This is a genomic window from Streptomyces sp. NPDC002265 (assembly GCF_040296125.1).
In the GTDB taxonomy this organism is placed as follows: Bacteria; Actinomycetota; Actinomycetes; order Streptomycetales; family Streptomycetaceae; genus Streptomyces.
Genome location: NZ_JBEOWS010000146.1, coordinates 1 through 21,804, shown reverse-complemented (window position 1 = coordinate 21,804; position 21,804 = coordinate 1). Strand labels below are relative to the sequence as shown.

Sequence of the window (21,804 nt, the reverse complement as noted above, 5' to 3'; positions counted from 1 at the left end):
GTCGACGCCGGCGCGGGCGAGAGCGGCCGCGGCGACCGGGACCCGGGCGCGGTTCGCGCCGTCGGCGATCTTGACGGCGACGGCCCGGCCGTCCGGGAGCGCGGCGACCTGGACGCCCTCGAAGCCGTCCTTGGCGAGCAGACCGGGGACGGCCCGCATCAGCCCGGCCACGTCCCGGCCGCTGCCGGAGGCCATCTCGGCGTGCTCGCGCATCGCGTCGGCCACCCGGCGCTCCGGGCTGCCGGCCGGCGCGGAGGCGATCCGGGCGGCGGCGCGGGCCAGGCCGTGCAGGGACACCGCGAACAGCGGGGCGCCGCAGCCGTCGACCGTGACGCGGGCGACGCGCTGACCGGTCAGGTCCTCCACGCTCGCGGCGATCGCCCGCTGGAGGGGGTGACCGGGGTCGAGGTAGTCGTGCAGGGACCAGCCGTTGAGCCGGGCGGTGTACAGCATGGCCGCGTGCTTGCCGGAGCAGTTCTGGGCCGGCCGGGACGGCAGCCTGCCCTCGCGCACCCAGTTGTCGCGCACGACCGGGTCGTAGGGCAGGTCGGGCACGTTGCGCAGGTCGTCCTCGGTGAGGCCGGCCCGCTCCAGGATCCGGCGCGTGCCGGCGAGGTGGCGCTCCTCGCCGGAGTGGCTCGCGGCGCTCAGCGAGAGCAGCTCGCCCTCCAGCGGCAGCCCGGCCCGCACCATGGCCACGGCCTGGACGGGCTTGAGGGCCGAGCGCGGATAGAAGGCGGCCTCGATGTCGCCGAGCTGGAACCGGACGTCGCCCTCGGGACCGAGGACGACGACGGAACCGTAGTGGGTGCCCTCGATCATCCCGGCGCGTATGAGGTGGGCGACGGGGGCGTGGAGGGGTTCACGGGTCGCGGGGGCGTCCGCGAGGTCGTTGCTGTGCATCACTGGCTGGCTCACTGGTGGAGGGACGGGGACCGGCCCGCGGGGATCGCCCCGGGCCGGCTCTCGGTGGGGTGGCCCGTACGGGTGGGGCGCACGATGTCGGTGAGGCTGGTCTCGACGCGGTCGAGGTGGTGGGACATGGCGTCCACCGCGTCGGACTCGCTGCCGCCGATCAGTGCCTCGAGGATGGCCCGGTGCTCGCGGTTGGACTGCTCGCGCCGGCCGGCCAGTTCGGTCAGGAACGCGGACTGGCGCGCCAGCGCGTCGCGGATCTCCTCGATGACCCGGCGGAAGACCGGGTTCTGGGCGGACTCGGCCACGGCGAGGTGGAAGAGGGTGTCCATCGCGACCCACGCGGTGGTGTCCGTCTCCCGCTCCATACGGTCCAGCAGATGGGCCAGATGGTCGAGGTTCTGCGGGGTGCGGCGCAGCGCCGCGTACCCGGCGACCGGGATCTCGACGTGGCGGCGTACCTCCAGCAGGTCGCTGGCCGCGTAGTCGCCGAAGGTGGGGTCCTCCACCGCGGCCGCGACCACGAAGGTGCCCTTTCCGGTCCTGGAGACCGTCAGCCCCATCGTCTGGAGGGCGCGCAGCGCCTCGCGCAGGACCGGCCGGGAGACTTCGAGGGTGCGGCACAGCTCGGCCTCGGAGGGGAGCTTGTCGCCGATGGCGTAGGTGCCGCTCTCGATGGCACCGCGGAGGTGGCCGAGCACCGCCTCCATGGCGCTCACGCGCCGCGGTGTCGTACCACCTGTCTGGCTGTCTGACAGGTTCACAGGAACGATCCTGCGGTTGACGGGAGCAACCTGTCAAGCAGCCGAAAACAAGGGTGCGGGGTGTGAAGCCTGAAAACCCGCTTCACACCCCGCACCCTTGTTCATTGCACCAGGGCCTGTCCGGCGGCCGTCGAGCACGGCCGGACCGCTCAGGCGTCGATCACACCGCCGGCGAGCAGGCCGAACAGCGCCAGGCCGACGACGATCCGGTAGATCACGAAGGCGTTGAAGGAGTGCTTGGCGACGAACTTCAGCAGCCAGGCGATGGAGGCGTACGCCACCACGAACGAGACGACCGTGCCGACCACCAGCGGGGCGGCGCCCACGCCCGCGCCCAGGGCGTCCTTCAGCTCGTACAGGCCCGCGCCGGTCAGGGCGGGGATGCCGAGGAAGAACGACAGGCGGGTGGCGGCCACCCGGTCCAGGTCCAGGATGAGCGCCGTGGACATCGTGGCGCCGGAGCGCGAGAAGCCCGGGAAGAGCAGCGCGAGGATCTGGGAGCTGCCGACCAGCATCGCGTCCTTGAACGAGGTGTCGTCCTCACCGCGCTTGTGGCGGCCCATCTGGTCCGCCGCCCACATCACGAAACTGCCGGCGATCAGCGAGCCCGCGACCACCCACAGCGAGGCGAGCGGCCCCTCGATGAGCGGCTTGGCCGCCAGACCCACGGCGACGATCGGGATCGTCGCGTAGATGACCCACCAGGCGAACTTGTAGTCGTGATGGTGGCGCTCCTCACGGTTGGCCAGTCCGCGGCCCCACGCGGACACGATCCGCACGATGTCCTTGAAGAAGTACACGAGCACGGCGGCGATCGCGCCGACCTGGATGACGGCCGAGAAGCCGACGACGGCGTCGTCGTCGACGGGGATGTTCATCAGCCCCTCGGTGATCTTCAGGTGGCCGGTGGAGGAGACGGGGAGGAACTCGGTCACTCCCTCGACTACTCCGAGGACGACGGCTTGGCCGACGGAGATGGCGCTCATGGAATCCAGTTCTGAGGAGGTTGGTCGACAGTGCTGTAGACAGTCTTACTACGTCCGGGGCCGCCCGGAACAGTCACGCCCACGCTCCTTGGGCGATCCACACCCCGGCGCAGGCCGCACCGAGGCCCGCCGTCACGCTCGCGACGACGTTGGCGAGGGCGTAGAACCCGGCGCCCGTCTCGGCCAGCCGCAGTGTCTCGTACGAGAAGGTCGAGTACGTCGTCAGGGCCCCGCACAGACCGGCGCCCAGCAGCAGCTGGAGGTGGGGCCCGGCGGCACCGGCCGTCGCGGCGCCGGTCAGCAGGCCCAGGACCAGACAGCCGACGACGTTGACGGCGAAGGTGCCCCAGGGGAAGACCGAGTCGTGACGGGACTGCACCGCCCGGTCGGTCAGATAGCGCAGCGGGGCACCCACCATGCCACCGATGACGACGAGCACCCAGTTCACGACGACTTCTTACCTTCCGTTTCGCCGCCTTCATCCGGACTGCCCGGTTCTGCGGTGCGTCCGACGTACCGGACCACCTCGCAGGGTTCGAGGGTCACCAGCCCCTCGGTGACCAGTTCGTCGAGCTGTGGCAGGAAGGCCCGTACCCGCTCGTCGGTGTCCACGACCACGACCGCCACCGGCAGGTCCTCGCTCAGCGACAGCAGCCGGGCGGTGTGGATCCGGGAGGAGGCGCCGAAGCCCTCGATGCCCCGGAAGACGCTGGCGCCCGCGAGACCGGCCCGGTGGGCCCGGTGGACGATCTCGCTGTACAGGGGCTTGTGGTGCCAGCGGTCGCTCTCGCCGATGAAGACGGTCAGGCGCAGCGCGCCCTGGGTCGGTTCCGTCATGGCTGCCTCCAGGTCAGGACGCGGCGGGTCGCCGTCGCGGCCAGCCAGACCGCCGTGAGCGCCGCGCACAGGGTCGCGGCGAGATAGCCGAACGCCGTGCGCGGGTGCCCCGCCTGGAGCAGCTTCTGGATGTCGACCGCGTACGTCGAGAAGGTGGTGAAGCCGCCGAGCACCCCGGTGCCGAAGAACGGGCGCAGCAGCGGGTGGGGGCGCCACGCCTCGGTGACGAGCACCAGGAACACGCCGATCACGGCGCAGCCGACGACGTTGATCGAGAAGGTCGCCCAGGGGAAGCCGCCGGCCCGCGACGGCCACCACAGCGAGACCGCGTAGCGCGCGACGGCGCCGAGGGCTCCGCCGGCGGCGACCACCCCGACCACCGGGAGCTGCCCGCGCAGGGCGTCGCGCCGCACGGCGGAGGCGCGGACGCTCTCGGCTTGTCTGGCTGTCATGTCGTACGTCTCCCGCTGGGGCACCTCGTCGCACCAGAACGGTGACCACGGCCGGTCAACAGGGTAACGCCGGGTGCCGGGGGCGGGTTCACCGTCGGGGAGCCGGTTCACCGCCGAGGAACCGGATCACCCCCGCGCCGGTGCCTCGCACACCGCGACGCCGCGCTCCCACAGGCTCCCCAGGACCAGGTGCCCCTCGGTCTCGCACACGCCCGTGATCATGCGGAACGGGGGGCGGCGGTGGGCGAGGTGGTGCAGCACCCGCCCTTCGTCGTCCACGGCGAGGACGCCCGACGTGCCGATCGGGCGGAACGGTGCGCGCACGGCCACCGCGGCGGCGGCCCGGCGCACGGCCGGCGCGGCGCGGTGCAGCAGGTCCAGCGGCGGGACGGGCGGGCCGGCCAGCGCCACCCAGATCGGGCCGTCGGGGCCCGCGCGCCCGATGTTGTCCGGCATCCCCGGCAGGTCCTCGGCGAACGGTTCGGCGTGGCCCGCCTGCGGGCCGGTGAGCCGGTAGCGGATGAGCCGTCGGGCGCCGGTCTCGGCGATCACCAGGAAGGAGCCGTCGCCGCCGAAGGTGAGCCCGTTGGCGAACTGAAGTCCCTCCAGCAGCACTTCGGGCGTCCGGCTGCCGGGAGCCAGCCGCAGCAGCCGCCCGGTGCCGGTGTGTTCGACCAGGTCGCCGATCCACTGGCCCAGGGGGTAGCGGCGGCTGGAGACGGTGAAGTAGACGGTGCCGTCGGGCCCGGCGACGACATTGCTGGCGAACCGCAGCCGCTCCCCCGCCACCGAGTCGGCGAGGACGTGGACGGTTCCGGCGTCGAGGTCGACGGTGAGCAGTCCGCGTTCCGCGTCGCACACCAGCAGGGCGCCGTCCGGCAGGAGTTCGAGGCCGAGGGGCCTGCCGCCGGTCTCGGCGAGCACCTCGACCCGGGCCGGCGCCCGGCCGGTCAGTCCGTCCAGGCGCAGGATGCGGCCGTCCTCGACACCGGTCAGCACCCGGCCGCGGGGGTCGACGACGACGTCCTCGGGTCCGCGGCCGCCGACGGCGACACGGCGGACGGGAACCAGAGCGGTGGAACGGGCCACGGGCGCCTGCCTCTTCGTTGGGTATCGGCATGTCGGTGGGAGCCACCGGATCATCGCAGACACGCCGGAAGGGCGGCAGGGGAAGGGGAAGGGGAAGGGGAAGGGGCGGAGGACCCGGGGCCCACCGGCCCGAAGAGCTGGGGGCCCGTCGGCCCGGAGGACCCGGGGCCTACCAGCCCTTCTCGAACATCCGGGCCACCTCGGCGATCCGGACCTCGTCCCGCCGGTAGTAGGTGCGCCGCCGGATCCGGGTGGTGCGCAGCACTCCGATGCCGGCCAGCAGGCCGAGGTGGGTCTCGGCCACCTTGCGCCGTACGCCGAGTTTCACGGCGACGACGTGGGCGGTGACGCCGTCCTCGACGAGGTCGCCGTGCCGCTGCGGAGGAAAGTGCGCGGCAGGATCCTTGAGCCACTCCAGGATGTCCAGACGCCTGTCGCCGACCGGAGCCCTCAGCATCTCGTCCCCTCCGTCCGAGCCTGCTCGAACCGCGTCCTCCCACTGTGGCGCAGCCCGGACCGTTCCGTCCCCCTGTCGGTCACTCCTGACCGGTATCGAACTCCACTGTGCAGCAAGGGAGTTCGAGTACGGGACTGGTGGGACGGGAAAGGGCCCGGCCGCGTGGACACGGCCGGGCCCCCGCACCCGCTCAGCGGTGGCTGAACCACGCCATCGACGAGAGGGCCTTGTCGTCGAAGCCGAACAGGGCCTGGTTCTCCCAGCCGTTGCCGGAGGTGGCGTCGGTCGGGTCCCAGCCGTTGCCGGTGACCGCGGTCCAGGTCGCCTCCCAGTAGAAGACACCGAGGCCGCGGCCGTTCGGGACGGCCTCCACGATGTTCGCCACGCTGTTCATCCAGGCCAGCTGGCCCGCCGCCGTCGCCGGGTAGCCGGAGACCAGTTCGGCGGTGGTGTCGATCTGGTTGGTCAGCGAGTCGTCGCTGTCGAGACGGAACGGGTAGGCCGTCTCGGCGACGAAGACGGGCTTGCCGTAGCGCGAGGCGACGTCGTCGAGCGTGGTCTGCGCCGCGGCGAGCGTGCCGTGCCAGTAGCCGTAGTACGACAGGCCGATCACGTCGTAGTTGATCCCGTAGGCGGCCGCGTTGTCGAACCACCAGCGCACGGTGGCGTCGTCACCGGCATTGGCCAGGTGCAGGGCGACCTGGGTGCCGGAGGAGACCGCCTTGGCCGCGCTGTAGCCGGAGTTGATCAGGCCGGCGAGCTGGGACCAGTTGTCGGTCGAGCCCTCGGACCACAGCATGCCGCCGTTGATCTCATTGCCCACCTGGACCATGTCGGCCGTGGTGCCCTGGGCCTTCAACGCGTTCAGCACGTCGTACGTGTGGTTGTACACGTCGGTCTTCAGTTGACTGTACGAGTGCCCCGCCCACGCGGCCGGTTTGGTCTGCTTGCCCGGGTCGGCCCACGAGTCCGAGTAGTGGAGGTCGACCAGCAGCTTCATGCCCTGCGCCTTGATGCGCTTGGCCATGGCGAGCACGCGTGTCTTGTTGTTGTAGCCGTCGGCCGGGTCGACCCAGACCTTCAGGCGCGCGTAGTTCATGCCGGCGGACTTGAGGATGGCGAGCGCGTCCCCGGTGGTGCCGGAGGCGGTCTTGTAGACCCCGCCGTAGGCCTCGCTCTTGGCGAGGGACGAGATGTCGGATCCCTTGATCGACAGTCCGGTGGTGCCCGACGCGAAGGTCAGGTCGTCCACATTGATCCAGTTGCCCGCGTTCGCGTCACTGTTGATGCTGATCGTGCACTGGTTGTTCGTCACGTTGACCGACGTGACGATCCGTATCCAGCTGCTGGTCGAGACCGGCAGATCGGTGCGCTGCTCGGAGCTCCCGCAGTTCTTCAGGGCCAGATAGGCGGAGTTCTGGCCGCCGCCCGAGCGGACCCAGGCGGTGAGGGTGTAGGTGCCGTTGGTCAGCCCGGAGAGGTACTGGTACGTCTCCACCTTGTAGGCGGCGGAGGCGTAGTGGCTCAGCCGGTAACTCCCGCCGTGGCCGCCGGCCTCCACGTACGAGGCACCGGTGGAGCCGGACTCGGACCAGCCGCTGGGGATGGCCGTGCCGGTGCCGTCGGCCTCGAAGCCGCCGTTGGCGAGGGTACTGGCGGCGGTCGCGCTCTGGGCGGGCAGCGCGAGGAGGGCGAGCCCGGCGACGAGCGGGAGCAGCAGGGCCCTGATGGTGCGTCTGGGATGGAACATCTTCGTCCGTCGTCCCTTCGACGTGGTGGGGTGAAAGCGCCCCCGGTGGCGCGGCGGGGAGGGGGCGCGGCCCCTCCGTCCGCGGCTCGCGGCTCGCACGGACGGAGGGGAGACTCGGCTCAGCCGTCGAGTCGTACGACCCGGACGGCTCCCGCCGGGAGCGCGAGGCAGCCGGCGGCGCGTTCGCCCGTGAGCAGTTCGGTGCCGTGCGCCTGGAGCGGCACCTTGGCGTCCGTGGCGGTGTGGTTGAGGGCGAACAGGTAGTCGCCCGCCTCGCCGGTGCGCAGCACGACCTCGACGTCGCGGGGCAGTTCGGCGTACGGGGCGACGCCCGCGTCCTGGGCGGCCCGGCCGAGGAGCGCGTCGAGACCCTCGGGGCCCAGGCGGGTGGAGACGTACCAGGCGGTGCCCTCGCCCAGGCGGTGGCGGGTGACGGCCGGGCGGCCCGCGGTCAGGCCGTCGGCGTACGTCCAGACGGTCTCGGCGCCGCGCGGCACGACGAACTCCGTCCACACGTCGGCGCCGAGTTCGCCGCCGTCGGGGCCGGTGATCCGCACCGACTCGCCGGACAGCAGGGGCGAGAACTCCTCCACGGTCAGGCCGAGGACGTCCCGCAGCGCGCCCGGGTGGGCGCCCTCGTGCACCGCGTCGTGCTCGTCGACGATGCCGGAGAAGTAGGACACGACGAGGGTGCCGCCGTTCTCGACGTACTCCTGGAGGTTGTTCCCGGCCGCCTCGGTCATCAGATAGAGGGCGGGTACGACGACAAGGGGATAGGCCGACAAGTCGGCTTCCGGGTGGGCGAAGTCGACCGTGAGGTGGCGGTCGTACAGGGCCGCGTAGAAGGCGTCGGCGCGCTCGCGCGGGTCGTGGTCCTCGCTGGGGCGCCACTGGAGGTTCTGCGCCCACCAGGAGTGCCAGTCCCACAGGACGGCCACGTCCGCGCGGGTGCGGGTGCCGCGGACGGCGCCGAGCGAGTCGAGCGCGGCGCCGAGTTCGACGACCTCTCGCCACACGCGCGTGTCGGTGCCGCCGTGCGGAAGCATCGCCGAGTGGAACTTCTCGGCGCCGCGCCGCGACTGGCGCCACTGGAAGAACATGGCCCCCTCGGAGCCGCGGGCCACGTGCGCGAGGGAGTTGCGGGCCATCTGGCCGGGGGCCTTGGCGGGATTGCGGGGCTGCCAGTTGACGCCCGAGGTGGAGTGTTCGAGCAGCAGCCAGGGGGCTCCGCCGGCCACCGAGCGGGTGAGGTCGGCGGCCATCGCGAGGTTGACGTGGGTGCGGCGGCCGTCGGTGATCAGGTAGTGGTCGTTGCTGACGATGTCGACCTCGCGGCCCCAGGCCCAGTAGTCGACCGAGTCGCACTGGCTGAGGGCGGTCATGAAGTTCGTGGTGACCGGGACGCCGGGGGCCAGCCGGTGCAGGATGTTCCGCTCGGCCACGAAGTTCTCGCGCATCGTGGCGTCGGCGAAGCGCTTGTAGTCCAGCGCCTGGCCCGGGTTGCCGACCGTGGGGGTCAGCCGGGGCGGTTCGATCTCGTCGAAGGCGGCGTAGCGCTGGCCCCAGAAGGCGGTCCCCCAGGCCTCGTTGACCGCCTCGACGGTCTCGTACGTGGCCGCCAGCCAGCGTCGGAAGTGCGCGGCGCAGGAGTCGCAGTAGCAGGCCGAGACGGGGACGCCGTACTCGTTGTGCACGTGCCACAGGGCGAGCGCGGGGTGTTCGGCGTAGCGCGTCGCGAGCCGGGTGGTGATGTCCGCGGCGGCGGCCCGGTAGGCGGCGTTGCTGTGGCAGACGGCGCCGCGCGAGCCGAACGCGTAGCGCGTGCCGTCGGCCGTCACGGGCAGCGCCTCGGGGTGGGCGCGGAAGAACCAGACGGGCGGGACCACGGTGGGGGTGCCCAGGTCGGCGCGTATGCCGTTGTCGTGCAGCAGGTCCAGGAGGCGGTCGAGCCAGCCGAAGTCGTGGACGCCCGGCGCGGGCTCCAGGAGCGCCCAGGAGAAGATCCCGACGCTCACCATGGTGACGCCGGCCTCCCGCATCAGCCGGACGTCCTCGTGCCAGACGGATTCCGGCCACTGCTCCGGGTTGTAGTCCCCACCGAAGGCGAGCCTGGTGAGGCCCCTGGGGGTGGTGTCCGGCATGGATCTCTCCCGTTTAAATCGATCATTTGGGAACGTGCACACACATCATCGACGGCGCGAGCCCAACATAACCGCACAGCAACAACCATTGACAAGTGTCTGGGATGTTTCTCTACTGTGAACGCTCACAGACGCATGGCAGGGCCTCATCAAGCATGAGGCCCATGATCATGTGAACGCTCACAGCAGGCTCACAGCAGCATGGCAGGCCCTCGCATCAGGGCGGGGGCCCCAGGTCAGGGGAGAGATCCATGCCGAACACGAAGCGCCGTCGCCTCGTGGCAACCACCGTCGCCGTCGCCCTCGGCGCCACCGCCCTCGCCGCTTGCGGTTCGTCCGACGACACCGGCGAGGCCGCGTCGGGGCCGGTCTCGCTCACGTACTGGACCTGGACGCCCGGCATGGACAAGGTCGTCGACCTGTGGAACAAGGGCCGGGGCAAGAAGGAACAGATCACCGTCACGGTCAAGAAGCAGGCCTCCGGCGACTCGCTGGTCACCAAGATCCTCACCGCCCACAAGGCCAAGCAGGCGCCGGACCTGGTGCAGGCCGAGTACCAGGCACTGCCGACCCTGGTCAGCAATGACGCGCTGGCGGACATATCGAAGAACGTGGGCGACGCCAAGAGCGAGTTCGCCGACGGCGTCTGGCAGCAGACCACGCTCGGCACCGACGCGGTCTACGCGATCCCGCAGGACATCGGGCCGATGATGTTCTACTACCGCAAGGACCTGTTCAAGAAGTACGGCCTGACGGTCCCCACCACCTGGGACCAGTTCGCCGAGACCGCCCGCAAGCTGAAGAAGGCCTCGCCGGACACGGACCTGACCACGTTCTCCGCCAACGACTCGGGCCTCTTCGCGGGCCTGGCCCAGCAGGCCGGCGCCAAGTGGTGGACGGCCTCCGGCAACAAGTGGAAGGTCGGCATCAACGACGCGGCGAGCCAGAAGGTCGCCAAGTTCTGGGGCGGCCTCGTCAAGGAGGGCGTCATCGACAACCAGCCGATGTACACCCCGGCCTGGAACAAGGCCCTGGACACCGGCAAGCAGATCGCCTGGGTCAGCGCCGTGTGGGCGCCGGGCACGCTCACCACGGCGGCGCCCGACACCAAGGGCAAGTGGGCCATGGCCCCGCTCCCCCAGTGGTCCGCGAGCGAGAACGTCACCGGCAGCTGGGGCGGCTCCTCCACCGCCGTCACCACGGACTCCGAGCACCAGGCGGCCGCGGCCGAGTTCGCCGCGTGGCTCAACACCGACAAGGACGCGCTGAACGCGCTGGCCAAGGAGAGCGGCATCTACCCGGCCTCCACGGCCGCCCAGACCAGCGGCGCCTTCCTCACGCCGCCGGACTACTTCTCCAACCAGGCCGACTTCTACACCCAGGCCGCCAAGATCGCCGAGACCACCGCGCCGTCCGCGTGGGGCCCGAACGTCAACGTCGCCTACGCGTCGTTCAACGACGCCTTCGGCGCCGCCGCGAAGAACAAGTCGGACTTCGCCGCCGCCCTGGACACCATGCAGGACGAGACGGTGGCCGACCTCAAGAAGCAGGGCTTCGGGGTCGCTCAGTGACCACCCCCGCACACCGGAGGCGGTACGGGGTCAAGGGGGCCCCGTACGCCTTCCTCCTTCCCGCGACGATCCTCTTCTGTCTGTTCTTCGCGCTGCCCATCGGGTACGCGGTCTGGCTCAGCTTCCGCAAGGTGCACGTCTCCGGGCTCGGCCTGGGTTCGGGTGCCCGGCAGGAGGTCTGGGCCGGGTTCCGGAACTACAGCGCCGCCCTCACGGACGACGAACTGCTCGGCGGCGCGCTGCACGTCCTCGGCTACGGCTGCATCGTCGTGCCCGTGATGCTCGGGCTCGCCCTGCTGTTCGCGCTGATGCTCGACTCCGACAAGGTGCGGCTCGCCCCGTTCACCCGGCTCGCGATCTTCCTGCCGTACGCCATCCCCGGCGTCGTGGCCGCGCTGCTGTGGGGCTTCCTGTACCTGCCGGACGTCAGCCCCTTCTACTTCGTACTGGAGAAGCTGGGCCTGCCCCAGCCGGACCTGCTGGACGGCGGTCCGCTGTACCTCGCCCTGTCCAACATCGCGGTCTGGGGCGGCACCGGCTTCAACATGATCGTCATCTACACCGCGCTCCGGGCCATCCCCGCCGAGGTGTACGAGGCGGCCGAGCTGGACGGCGCCACCCCGCTCCAGATCGCCCTGCGGATCAAGATCCCGATGGTGGCGCCCTCGCTGGTGCTGACCTTCTTCTTCTCGATCATCGCCACGCTCCAGGTGTTCAACGAACCCACCACCCTCAAACCGCTCACCAACTCCCTGCCCACCACCTGGAGTCCGCTGATGAAGGTGTACCAGGACGCCTTCGGCAAGGGGGACATCTACGCGGCCGCCGCCGAGGCGACGCTGATCGCCCTTGTCACGCTCGTGCTGTCCTTCGGGTTCCTGCGGGCCGCGAACCGCCGCAACAAGCAGGAGGCCGCACGATGAGTTCTCTTGCCGTCCGCAAGGCCGCCCCGGCCGCGGGGACCACGCCGGGCACCGCCCAGGGGCCACCGCTGCGCCGGCGGATCGCGCTGGTCCCGACCGTGACCCTGCTGCTCGGCGCGCTGTACTGCCTGCTGCCGGTGGCCTGGGTGGTGATCGCGTCCACCAAGTCCGGCCACGAACTCTTCTCCACCTTCACCTTCCTGCCGGGCAGCGGCTTCGCCGACAACGTCAAGGAGCTGAGCACCTACCGCGACGGCGTCTACTGGAAGTGGATGGGCAACTCCGCCCTCTACGCGGGCCTCGGCGCCCTGCTGTCGACGGCCGTCTCCGCCGTCAGCGGCTACGCGCTGGCGGTCTACCGCTTCCGCGGCCGGGAGACCCTGTTCAACATCCTGCTGGCGGGCGTCCTCATGCCGCCGGTGATCCTCGCCGTCCCGCAGTACCTGCTGATGGCGAAGGCCGACCTCACGGACACCCACCTGTCCGTGCTGCTGCCCCAGGTCCTCGCCCCCTACGGCGTCTACCTCGCCCGGATCTACGCCGCCGCCGCGGTCCCCTCCGACGTGGTCGAGGCCGGACGGATGGACGGGGCGAGCGAGTGGCGGATCTTCAGCCGGATCGCGCTGCCCATGATGGTGCCCGGCCTGGTCACCGTGTTCCTGTTCCAGTTCGTGGCGGTCTGGAACAACTTCCTGCTGCCGTACATCATGCTCAGCGACGACGAGAAGTTCCCGATCACCGTCGGCCTGTACACCCTGCTGGAACAGGGGTCGAACACCCCGGCCCTGTACACCCTCGTGATCACGGGCGCCTTCCTGGCGGTGCTCCCGCTGGTCGCGCTCTTCCTGGTCATTCAGCGGTTCTGGAGCCTGGACCTGCTGTCAGGGGCCGTAAAGTCATGACCATGAACAATGCGGGGGGCCGGCGCAGGCCGCCGACCATCCATGACGTGGCGCGCGAGGCAGGGGTCTCCCGGGGCACCGTCTCGCGCGTGCTCAACGGCGGCCACTACGTCAGCCCCACCGCACAGGAGGCGGTCAACGCCGCCATCCGTCGCACGGGCTACGTCGTCAACCGGCACGCCCGTTCCCTCATCACGGGACGGTCGGACTCGGTCGGCTTCCTGCTGACCGAGCCGCAGGAGCGGTTCTTCGAGGACCCCAACTTCAACATCCTGCTGCGCGGCTGCACCCAGGCGCTGGCCGCGCACGACATACCCCTGCTGCTGATGCTGGCGGGCACCGAGGACGAACGGCGGCGCATAGCGCGCTACATCACGGCCGGGCATGTGGACGGGGTGCTGCTGGTCTCCAGCCACTCCGGCGACCCTGTGGCGGAGGAGCTGTGCGCGGCGGGCGTTCCGCTGGTCGCGTGCGGCAAACCGATCGGGCTCGGCTCCAAGGTGAGCTACGTGGCCGCCGACGACCGGGACGGCGCCCGGGACATGGTGCGCCATCTGCTGTCGCTCGGCCGCCGCCGGATCGGCGTGGTCACCGGTCCGCTCGACACCCCGGGCGGTGTGGAGCGGCTCGCCGGCTACCGGGAGGTGCTCACCGAGGCGGGCGTCGAGCTCGACGAGCGGCTCGTCGTCTCCGGTGACTACAGCCGGGCCAGCGGCGAAGCGGGCGCCGAGCGGCTGCTCGCGCAGGCCCCGGACCTGGACGCGGTGTTCGTCGCCTCCGACCTGATGGCCCAGGGCGTGCTGGCCGCGCTGCGGCGGGCCGGTCTGCGGGTGCCGGATGACATCGCTGTCGGAGGCTTCGACGACTCCCCCGCGGCGGTCGCGGCCACACCCGCCCTCACCACCATCCGCCAGCCCTGGGACCGGATCAGCAACGAGATGGTGCGGGTGCTGCTCGCCCAGATCGGCGGCGAGGACCCGGCCGCGGTGATCCTGCCGACCGAGCTGGTCAAGCGCGAATCGACGTGAGCGGGCGGGGGCGGGCCGGACACCGTTCGGGGGCCGGCGTGCGCGGCCGGTGGGGCGAGCGGGCCGGTCACGGTTCGGGGCCGGCGTGAGCGGCACGTGGCGCGGGCGGCCGGTCACCGTTCGGGGGAACGCCGCACACGGTCCGCGCCCTCCGGAGGGGCCCGTCGGCGGCGGGGCCCTCGTCCGCCGGACGGTCCCGGACCGGTCAGGATCGGAGAAGCCGCCGAGCGGTCCCCCGGCTTAACGTGAGTGCACCGGCGGAACGCGCCGGTACGACACCGGCGCGCCGCGTCGGTCCGTCGCCCCCACCTCACCGAGGAGTACGCCATGACCGCGGGCGTGAAGACGATCATCTACCCCGTCAAGGACCTCGCCCAGGCGAAGACCATGTTCAGCGCGCTGCTGGGGGTCGAGCCGTATGCGGACGAGCCCTACTACGTCGGTTTCAAGGACGCCGGCCAGGACGTGGGCCTCAACCCGAACGGACATGCCCAGGGTCTGACCGGGCCGGTGCCGTTCTGGCACGTCACCGACATCCGGGCGCAGCTGGCGGCGCTGCTGGCGGCGGGCGCCGAGACCGTGCAGGACGTGCACGACGTGGGCAACGGCCGGCTGATCGCGTCGGTGAAGGACGCCGACGGCAACATGGTGGGGCTCCTCGAGGACCCGGTGGCCTGAGACCGGCTTCCGCCGGTTCCGCCGCTTGCACATGCACTAGTTGCATACTCAACGAATGGCCGGTTCGGTGTTACCGTGCGGGTATGGCAGTGAACACGGCGACCACCCGGCTCGAACAACAGTGGCGGGACATCCTGTCGGTGCACGCGCGCACGATGTGCGAGATCGACCGTGTGCTGCACCCGTACGGCCTGGGCGCGAGCGACTTCGAGGTGCTCGACATCCTCGACGCCGAGTCGCCCGAGGGCGGCGGCCACTGCCGTGTGCAGAACCTCGTCGGGCGGGTGCATCTGAGTCAGAGCGCGCTGTCCCGCCTCATCGGGCGGCTGGAGAAGGACGGTCTGGTCGAGCGTTCCGTCTGTGTGGAGGACCGCCGCGGAGTGTGGGTCGCCCTCACCCGCAAGGGGCGCGACCTGCACGCCGAGGTGCTGCCGCTGCAGCGCGCGGTGCTGGCCCGGATGCTGGCCGAGGACCGGGCCCAAGACGTGTCCGTCACTCCCTGATCCCGAGGACCGGGGGACGGCTGTCGCCGTCGGAGTCGACGGCGATCCAGGTGTCGTCCGCCCTCAGGAGCGGGGCGATGGGCTCGGCGCTGCCGTCGACGTCGCGCACCGGGGTCCCGGCGTCCGCCCCCGGGCGGCGCTCGTCGCCCATGCCGAGGCGCCACAGCCGGTCCGCGCCCACGAGCACGGCCGCCCGACCGCCGCCCGCGGGCGCGAGGGCGGTGACCGTGCCGCCCAGGTCCTGGTGCCGGAGCCGTTTTCCGTCCCCGGCGATGGAGGCCCTAACCCGCCGCGGGCGACTGCGGTCGCCGGTCGGCCGGGCGCTGCGGGGAGACCGAGGCGGCCCGGAAGTCGCGGGGGCCGGTCCACAGGGCCGGTACCGCGTCGCAGCGGCGGCACAGCTCGAAGGCGATGGCCTCGTAGTTGACCCGCCAGCCGTGGAAGTGCTGCCAGGCCTCTCGGGGGCTGAGCTCGGCGCGGAAGTCCGTGCGCTCCAGCATCGCCACCGCCTCCTCGAACTCGGCGAAGGTGAGCTGGATCGGGGCGTCCGGGGCCGGGTCCGGGTCGAACGGGATGCGTACCGAGCGGGCGATGTCCCGCAGTGCGCTGAACCCGGCACGCAGCACCAGCCGGGCCTCCGGCGGGGCGATCCGCGGGGTGAGCGCGAGCTGCATGGCCGCCGCGTCCATCACGGCGACCAGTCCGACCAGCCAGTTGCGGTACGGCCGGGGTGAGCGGAAGGCGAGCAGCACCGGATAGGTGGAGTGGCTCTCGCCCATGTCGGCGGCCAGCCGCTCCCACGACCGGTACAGCTCGGGCAGGGCCGTCTCGGTGTCGACGAGCCACTGCCGGGCCAGGATCTCCGGGCCCCAGGCGGGCTCCCCGGCCCGGGACTGGAGCAGCGTGACCTCCAGCTCGCGCCGGTTGTAGGCGGCGTAGAGGGTGGGCAGGTAGGCGATCTGAAGGGCGATCAGGACCGGGCCGGTGGCCGCCGCGAAGAAGTCGAGCGCCGACAGGCTGATCCGCGCGCCGCTGGCGAACCCGAGGGTGAACAGGCTGGAGCCGGCCTCGCGGAAGGCGCTCGCCCAGGACAGCGGGGACAGCGCGTACAGCAGCAGGCCGTAGCCGATCAGGGCTCCGCCCAGCCAGGTCGCGAGCATGCCGATCAGCATCAGCGGGGCGAGCCAGGTCTGGGCGCGGTCGACGGCACGGTAGCCGCCGGACGGCGCGGCCAGCCGCAGCACGCGGCGCAGCAGCCACCAGAGCCGGAAGACCAGCACGGAGTAGAGGCCTCGCGGCACCACGAGGGTGCGCAGGATGCTGCTGAGGACGAGTAGGAGCACAAGCCCGCCGGCCACGCCGGAGATCCAGAGCATGAGTTCATTCTGAACCCCCGCCGGTGACGAACACGCCGCCGTGAGGGTCGGCGCGGCCCGCCCACGGTGCCATCATGCTCCACGAATGCCGCACAGGACGGCAAAGGCCGCACCAGGGAGCGCAGCCATGGGCCAGGAGCAGCGGGCAGTCCGGTTCAGCAGCTACCGCACGCGATGCGTGGACGAGTCCCATGACGCGATCGCGAGTCACTACTACGATCTGAGCCTGGACGTGGCGGGTTCCCCGGACACGTTCCTCACCGAGATGAGTGTGGTCGAGCTGGGTGAACTCACCGTCGGGGAGCTCAGTTTCGGCACCGAGGTGGCGATGGAGTTCGTCCAGCCGCGGGCCTACCACGTGGCCGTGCCGCTCACCGGCCGGTTCCGGGTCGGACAGGGGCGCGGGGCCTCCTCATACGCGACTCCCGACCAGGCCCTCTTCCTCGACCCCGACCGTCCGGTCCAGGTCGACGACTGGTCCCGCGACTGCCGGGCCCTGGCCGTCAAGCTCGACCGGGCGGCGGTGCACCGGCGGCTTGAGGGCCTGCTCGGCAGACCGCTCGGGGGCCGTCCCCGGTTCGCGCCGTACGTCGACATCACGCAGGGCCCGGGGCTGAGTTGGGCGAACCTGGCGCGGTGGTCCCTGTCGGAGAAGGACGTGCCGGGCGGGCTGCTGGGCCAGCCGCTGATCCGCGCCTCGATCGAACGGACGCTGCTGGAAGGCGTGTTGTACGCCGCCGGGCACAACTACCGGGAGGAGCTGGAGGTTCCCGGCCCCCGGCTGCGGCCCGCGCCGGTGAAACGGGTCATGGACGTCGTCCACGACCGGCCGGCCGAACCGTACGACGCGACGAGTCTCGCCGCCATCGCCCAGGTCGGCGTGCGGGCCCTCCAGGACGCCTTCCGCCGGCATGTGGGCATGTCCCCGATGTCGTACGTCAACGAGGTGCGGTTACGGCGGGTGCGTGAGCAGCTGCGGGCCGCGGATCCGGGGACGACCACGGTCACCGACGTGGCGTACGCGTGGGGATTCAGCCATCTGGGGCGGTTCGCGCAGCGCTATCGGACCCGGTTCGGGGAGTCGCCGTCGCAGACGCTGCGTGCCGGGTGACGGCGGCCGGTGAATTCGGTGCGGAATCCGGTGAACTCGGTGCGGAACAACTGGGTGCGGAATGCGGACACCGGCTTCGCATTCCGGAGCATGCGCGCCGTCGCACCCGCCTAACCTTGATCGAACGGCGAGGGAGACCGCCGCGGGGTGAACGGGGTCGGCGCCGCTCACCCCACCCCGGCAGGGCCTGGGCGCGCGAGGGCGCGCGGACCGCCCACGCTCATCGGGTCCGGCGTTCCCCCCGCGAGTCCGGCGGTCGGGTCCCGCCGGCCGCCGGGGTGCGCCCCTCAGCCCCCGGGCCGGGCCAGCAGGGTGCGCACGCCCTCCGACGTCAGCGTCAGGGCGTGGTCCGCGGCGCCGTCGATGGCGAGCGAGAGCTCACCGTCCGGCCACTGCGCGGCGAGCGCGCCCAGCGGCACCAGGCGGTAGCGCGAGACGAACGGCAGCAGGTGGGCCATCTCCGGTTCGGAGGTGAACACGGGCACCACCGGCTCGCCGCCCTGGTACTCCAGGACGGGCAGGGCCACGGTGGTGAGATCGGCGGCGCTCTCCTCGGGGGCGTCGTCGGGTACCGGCACGAGCACGTCGCTGTGCGCGAGTGCGTCCAGCGCGACGGTGTCCTGGGTGTTCTCGGCCAGCGCGGTCAGCGCCCGTCGGGCGGTGCTGCCGGCCTCGTGGTGGGCGGGTGTCTCCATCTCGGGTCCCCTGGTAGCGGTGGTCGTCGGGCCTGCCCCGCCCGCAAGGGCACCGGGCGCGGCTGGGTTCGCGTACCCACGACGACGGCGGCCATGCGCCCGTCGGCGCATCAAACGGAGCGGGTCCCTCGGTCCTGGCGGTAGAGCTCGGTGAGCACCTCGATCACGGCCTGCGTGGCGGGGTGCTGGTCGTCGCGCCACCAGGCGAGCCGTACGGCGACGGGTTCGGCGTCCCGCACGGGCCGGTAGACGACGCCGGGCCGCGGGTAGCGGTTGGCGGTGGACTCGGCGGTCATGCCGATGCACCGGCCGGTGGCGATCACGGTGAGCCAGTCGTCGACGTCGTGGATCTCCTCGACGGCAGGGCGGGCGTCGGCGGGCCACAGCTCGGGCGTGGTGGTGCCGGTGCGCCGGTCGACGAGCAGGGTGCGGCCGCCGAGTTCGGCGAGCCGCACCGAGCGCCGACGGGCCAGCGGGTCGTCGGCCGCCAGGGCGCACAGGCGCCGCTCCAGTCCGACGATCGCCGAGTCGAACCGCTGGTCGCCCGGGTCCCTGCGTACCACCGCGAGGTCGCAGCCGCCCTCAGCCAGGCCCGCCGTGGCGGAGTTGGCGCGCACCAGCCTCAGTTCCGTCTCCGGATGCGTGTCGTCCCACCGGCGCTGGAAGGCCAGGGTGTGCCGGCCGAGGGCCGCCCAGGCGTAGCCCACCCGTAGCCGGGTGTGGCCCGAGGTGGCCTCCCGGACCAGGTCGTCGACCTCGGCGAGCACCCGCCGGGCGTGCGCGACGACCCGCAGACCGGCCGGCGTCGGCGTCACCTCGCGGGAGGTGCGCCTGAGCAGCCGGGTGCCGAGGCCGCGTTCGAGCGAGGCCAGGGTGCGGGAGACCGCCGCCTGGGAGACGCCGAGGGCGATGCCGGCGTCCGTGAACGTGCCCTCGTCGACGATCGCGACGAGACAGCGCAGCTGCCGCAGCTCCACCCGGGTGCCATCCATGACTCAAGCGTATAGACGGATCAGCCTATGCATTTTTCGTAAGCGGGGGCGTGGCCGACGCTCGGGGTATGCACAACGCTCCCCCGCGTCCGCCGGCCCCGGTCCACCGCGCCGAGGGTGCCCGCGCCTCCCTGGCCGGAGTGGGCACCATGGTCGGCAGCGGTCTGTCCAACCAGGTCGGTGCCGCCGTCGGTTCCCTCGCCTTCCCCGTGCTGGGCCCCGTCGGTGTCGTCGCGGTACGCCAGTACGTGGCGGCGGCCGTCCTGCTGACGGTGGCCCGGCCCCGGCTGCGCGGCTTCACCCGCGAGCAGTGGTGGCCCGTACTGCTGCTCGCCCTGGTGTTCGGGACGATGAACCTGTCCCTGTACAGCGCGATCGACCGGATCGGGCTGGGCCTCGCGGTGACGCTGGAGTTCCTGGGCCCGCTGAGCATCGCACTGGCCGCGGCGCGCCGGCGGGTGGACGCGTACTGCGCGGTGGTCGCCGCGGCGGGTGTCGCCGTCCTGATGCGGCCACGGCCCTCGGCGGACTACCTCGGGACGGGGCTCGGCCTGCTCGCCGCCGCCTGCTGGGCGTCGTACATCCTCCTCAACCGCACGGTCGGCCGCCGGATCCCCGGCGCGCAGGGGTCGGCGGCCGCGGCGGGCGTGTCCGCCCTGGTGTTCCTGCCCGTCGGGGCCGTGGTCGCCGTCGCGCATCCGCCGACCGTGGGCGCCGCGGGGTGCGCGGTGGCCGCCGGGGTGCTGTCGTCCGCGGTGCCCTATCTCGCGGACCTGTTCACGCTGCGCCGGGTGCCCGCGCAGGCCTTCGGCCTGTTCATGAGCGTCAATCCGGTGCTGGCCGCGCTGTCGGGGCTGGTCGTCCTGGGCCAGCGGCTGGGCTGGGCCGAGACGGCGGGTATCGGCGCGGTCGTCGTCGCCAACGCGGTCAGCATGCTCGCCGGACGCCGCCGGACGCCCACGCCCGCCCCGCAGCCCTCGCCCGTAGACCGGGTGTCGAACCCCCGCTCGAAGCTCGAATGAGCCACGGGTTATCATTTGAGCACTGCCTAGCTCGAAAGATGGACCTGTGACTGTCAACGAGGACTCGTTCACGAACTGGAAGACCCGCGAGGAGATCGCGGAGTCCATGATCCCGATGATCGGAAAGCTGCACAGGGAGCGGGACGTCACGGTCCTGCTGCACAGCCGCTCCCTGGTCAACAAGTCGGTGGTCAGCATCCTCAAGACCCACCGGTTCGCCCGTCAGATAGCCGGCGAGGAGCTCTCGGTCACCGAGACGCTGCCGTTCCTCCAGGCCCTGACCACGCTCGACCTCGGTCCGTCGCAGATCGACATCGGCATGCTGGCGGCGACGTACCGCGCCGACGACCGAGGCCTCTCGGTCGCGGAGTTCACCTCCGAGGCCGTCTCCGGCGCCACCGGTGGCAACAAGATCGAGCGCCGCGAGCCGCGCGACGTCGTCCTCTACGGCTTCGGCCGCATCGGCCGTCTCGTCGCCCGGCTGCTCATCGAGAAGTCCGGCTCCGGCAACGGTCTGCGGCTGCGCGCCATCGTCGTGCGCCGGGGCGGCGAGCAGGACATCGTCAAGCGCGCCTCGCTGCTGCGCCGCGACTCCATCCACGGGCAGTTCCAGGGCACGATCACCGTGGACGAGGCGAACAGCACCATCACCGCCAACGGCAACGAGATCAAGGTGATCTACGCGGGCGACCCGGCGGAGGTCGACTACACGGCGTACGGCATCAAGAACGCCATCCTCATCGACAACACGGGCCGCTGGCGCGACCGCGAGGGTCTGTCGCAGCACCTGCGTCCGGGCATCGACAAGGTCGTCCTGACCGCGCCGGGCAAGGGCGACGTCCCCAACATCGTGCACGGTGTCAACCACGACACCATCAAGCCGGACGAGCAGATCCTGTCCTGCGCGTCCTGCACCACCAACGCGATCGTGCCGCCGCTGAAGGCGATGGCCGACGAGTACGGTGTGCTGCGCGGCCACGTGGAGACCGTCCACTCGTTCACCAACGACCAGAACCTGCTGGACAATTACCACAAGGCCGACCGCCGTGGCCGTTCCGCGCCGCTCAACATGGTGATCACCGAGACCGGCGCCGCCTCCGCCGTCGCCAAGGCGCTGCCCGACCTGAAGGCGCCGATCACCGGCAGCTCGATCCGGGTGCCGGTGCCGGACGTCTCGATCGCGATCCTGAGCCTGCGTCTCGGCCGGGAGACCACCCGCGAGGAGGTCCTCGACCACCTCCGTGACGTCTCGCTGACCTCGCCGCTCAAGCGCCAGATCGACTTCACCACGGCGCCCGACGCGGTCTCCAGCGACTTCATCGGCTCGCGCCACGCGTCGATCGTCGACGCCGGCGCCACCAAGGTCGACGGCGACAACGCGATCCTCTACCTCTGGTACGACAACGAGTTCGGCTACTCCTGCCAGGTCATCCGCGTCGTCCAGCACGTCTCCGGCGTCGAGTACCCGACGTACCCGGCCCCGGCGGCCTGAGCGTCGATCGACTCCAGGCCCCTCTCTGGTCGGAGAGCGGGGGCCGGTCCGGTCGCGTCGGACACCTGACCGGCACAGTTCGACAGGCGTCCGCCGCGACCACCCCCTGAGGGCCGCCAC

23 protein-coding genes are annotated in these 21,804 nt (G+C 71.6%); 9 read left to right on the top strand and 14 right to left on the bottom strand.

Features of this window, described 5'->3' with window-relative positions; genetic code table 11:
• The 10 genes from ABT085_RS24430 to ABT085_RS24385 form a co-directional block, all read right to left on the bottom strand.
• Positions 1 to 903: asparaginase (locus ABT085_RS24430; RefSeq protein ID WP_351611691.1), on the bottom strand; the 903-nt coding region annotated here is incomplete at its 3' end.
• 11 nt (positions 904 to 914) lie between these two features.
• Complete coding sequence (locus ABT085_RS24425) at positions 915 to 1,625, bottom strand: FadR/GntR family transcriptional regulator (RefSeq protein WP_351611697.1); 711 nt, start codon at positions 1,623 to 1,625, stop codon at positions 915 to 917.
• A gap of 203 nt (positions 1,626 to 1,828) precedes the next feature.
• The gene (locus ABT085_RS24420) at positions 1,829 to 2,665 is read right to left on the bottom strand and encodes an undecaprenyl-diphosphate phosphatase (protein ID WP_351611688.1); all 837 of its coding nucleotides are present in this window, start codon (positions 2,663 to 2,665) and stop codon (positions 1,829 to 1,831) included.
• Between the two features lie 73 nt (positions 2,666 to 2,738).
• Positions 2,739 to 3,113, bottom strand: a complete 375-nt coding sequence (crcB, locus tag ABT085_RS24415; protein WP_351611686.1) for a fluoride efflux transporter CrcB — start codon at positions 3,111 to 3,113, stop codon at positions 2,739 to 2,741.
• A complete protein-coding gene (locus tag ABT085_RS24410) occupies positions 3,110 to 3,502 on the bottom strand; it encodes a DUF190 domain-containing protein (protein WP_351611683.1) in 393 nt (130 codons plus the stop codon). The genes crcB (ABT085_RS24415) and ABT085_RS24410 overlap by 4 nt, the downstream gene beginning before the upstream one ends.
• The gene (crcB, locus tag ABT085_RS24405; RefSeq protein ID WP_351611680.1) at positions 3,499 to 3,954 is read right to left on the bottom strand and encodes a fluoride efflux transporter CrcB; all 456 of its coding nucleotides are present in this window, start codon (positions 3,952 to 3,954) and stop codon (positions 3,499 to 3,501) included. The genes ABT085_RS24410 and crcB (ABT085_RS24405) overlap by 4 nt, the downstream gene beginning before the upstream one ends.
• Positions 3,955 to 4,080: 126 nt before the next feature.
• Positions 4,081 to 5,097 carry an SMP-30/gluconolactonase/LRE family protein gene (locus ABT085_RS24400; RefSeq protein ID WP_502982796.1) on the bottom strand — a complete coding sequence of 339 codons (1,017 nt, stop codon included), beginning with the start codon at positions 5,095 to 5,097 and terminating at the stop codon, positions 4,081 to 4,083.
• A gap of 115 nt (positions 5,098 to 5,212) precedes the next feature.
• Positions 5,213 to 5,500, bottom strand: a complete 288-nt coding sequence (locus ABT085_RS24395; protein ID WP_351611676.1) for an ArsR family transcriptional regulator — start codon at positions 5,498 to 5,500, stop codon at positions 5,213 to 5,215.
• A 190-nt stretch (positions 5,501 to 5,690) separates the two neighbouring features.
• Positions 5,691 to 7,250 carry a glycosyl hydrolase 53 family protein gene (locus tag ABT085_RS24390; protein ID WP_351611673.1) on the bottom strand — a complete coding sequence of 520 codons (1,560 nt, stop codon included), beginning with the start codon at positions 7,248 to 7,250 and terminating at the stop codon, positions 5,691 to 5,693.
• Between the two features lie 119 nt (positions 7,251 to 7,369).
• Positions 7,370 to 9,391 carry a beta-galactosidase gene (locus ABT085_RS24385; RefSeq protein ID WP_351611670.1) on the bottom strand — a complete coding sequence of 674 codons (2,022 nt, stop codon included), beginning with the start codon at positions 9,389 to 9,391 and terminating at the stop codon, positions 7,370 to 7,372.
• 251 nt (positions 9,392 to 9,642) lie between these two features.
• Here ABT085_RS24385 and ABT085_RS24380 point away from each other — a divergent pair, with 251 nt between their 5' ends.
• The 6 genes from ABT085_RS24380 to ABT085_RS24355 all read left to right on the top strand — a co-directional run bounded on the left by ABT085_RS24380 (position 9,643) and on the right by ABT085_RS24355 (position 14,996).
• Positions 9,643 to 10,962, top strand: coding sequence for an ABC transporter substrate-binding protein (locus ABT085_RS24380; protein WP_351611668.1), 1,320 nt, complete (start codon positions 9,643 to 9,645; stop codon positions 10,960 to 10,962).
• Positions 10,959 to 11,885, top strand: coding sequence for a carbohydrate ABC transporter permease (locus ABT085_RS24375; RefSeq protein WP_351611666.1), 927 nt, complete (start codon positions 10,959 to 10,961; stop codon positions 11,883 to 11,885). Before ABT085_RS24380 ends, ABT085_RS24375 begins: the two co-directional genes overlap by 4 nt.
• Positions 11,882 to 12,787 (top strand): carbohydrate ABC transporter permease, encoded by a 906-nt coding sequence (locus ABT085_RS24370; RefSeq protein ID WP_351611659.1) that lies wholly within the window; start codon positions 11,882 to 11,884, stop codon positions 12,785 to 12,787. Before ABT085_RS24375 ends, ABT085_RS24370 begins: the two co-directional genes overlap by 4 nt.
• Positions 12,784 to 13,815: a LacI family DNA-binding transcriptional regulator gene (locus ABT085_RS24365; RefSeq protein ID WP_351611656.1), complete on the top strand. Its 1,032-nt coding sequence runs from the start codon at positions 12,784 to 12,786 to the stop codon at positions 13,813 to 13,815. The genes ABT085_RS24370 and ABT085_RS24365 overlap by 4 nt, the downstream gene beginning before the upstream one ends.
• A 327-nt stretch (positions 13,816 to 14,142) precedes the next feature.
• A complete protein-coding gene (locus ABT085_RS24360) occupies positions 14,143 to 14,493 on the top strand; it encodes a VOC family protein (protein WP_351611654.1) in 351 nt (116 codons plus the stop codon).
• Between the two features lie 83 nt (positions 14,494 to 14,576).
• Positions 14,577 to 14,996, top strand: a complete 420-nt coding sequence (locus tag ABT085_RS24355; protein ID WP_351611650.1) for a MarR family winged helix-turn-helix transcriptional regulator — start codon at positions 14,577 to 14,579, stop codon at positions 14,994 to 14,996.
• Here the strand turns inward: ABT085_RS24355 and ABT085_RS24350 are convergent.
• Both ABT085_RS24350 and ABT085_RS24345 read right to left on the bottom strand, forming a co-directional pair.
• A complete protein-coding gene (locus ABT085_RS24350; protein ID WP_351611648.1) occupies positions 14,986 to 15,183 on the bottom strand; it encodes a hypothetical protein in 198 nt (65 codons plus the stop codon). The genes ABT085_RS24355 and ABT085_RS24350 overlap by 11 nt on opposite strands.
• Before the next feature lie 94 nt (positions 15,184 to 15,277).
• Positions 15,278 to 16,372 (bottom strand): hypothetical protein, encoded by a 1,095-nt coding sequence (locus ABT085_RS24345; RefSeq protein ID WP_351611645.1) that lies wholly within the window; start codon positions 16,370 to 16,372, stop codon positions 15,278 to 15,280.
• 127 nt (positions 16,373 to 16,499) lie between these two features.
• Here ABT085_RS24345 and ABT085_RS24340 point away from each other — a divergent pair, with 127 nt between their 5' ends.
• Positions 16,500 to 17,483, top strand: a complete 984-nt coding sequence (locus ABT085_RS24340) for an AraC family transcriptional regulator (RefSeq protein WP_351611643.1) — start codon at positions 16,500 to 16,502, stop codon at positions 17,481 to 17,483.
• 287 nt (positions 17,484 to 17,770) lie between these two features.
• Here the strand turns inward: ABT085_RS24340 and ABT085_RS24335 are convergent, their stop codons facing one another.
• Both ABT085_RS24335 and ABT085_RS24330 read right to left on the bottom strand, forming a co-directional pair.
• Positions 17,771 to 18,178 carry an SseB family protein gene (locus ABT085_RS24335; RefSeq protein WP_351611640.1) on the bottom strand — a complete coding sequence of 136 codons (408 nt, stop codon included), beginning with the start codon at positions 18,176 to 18,178 and terminating at the stop codon, positions 17,771 to 17,773.
• 110 nt (positions 18,179 to 18,288) lie between these two features.
• Positions 18,289 to 19,170, bottom strand: coding sequence for a LysR family transcriptional regulator (locus ABT085_RS24330; RefSeq protein WP_351611637.1), 882 nt, complete (start codon positions 19,168 to 19,170; stop codon positions 18,289 to 18,291).
• 68 nt (positions 19,171 to 19,238) lie between these two features.
• Between ABT085_RS24330 and ABT085_RS24325 the strand changes: the two genes are divergently transcribed.
• Positions 19,239 to 20,192 (top strand): EamA family transporter, encoded by a 954-nt coding sequence (locus tag ABT085_RS24325; RefSeq protein ID WP_502982795.1) that lies wholly within the window; start codon positions 19,239 to 19,241, stop codon positions 20,190 to 20,192.
• A 46-nt stretch (positions 20,193 to 20,238) separates the two neighbouring features.
• Positions 20,239 to 21,684 carry a glyceraldehyde-3-phosphate dehydrogenase gene (locus tag ABT085_RS24320; RefSeq protein WP_351611634.1) on the top strand — a complete coding sequence of 482 codons (1,446 nt, stop codon included), beginning with the start codon at positions 20,239 to 20,241 and terminating at the stop codon, positions 21,682 to 21,684.
• The last annotated feature ends 120 nt before the right edge of the window (positions 21,685 to 21,804 follow it).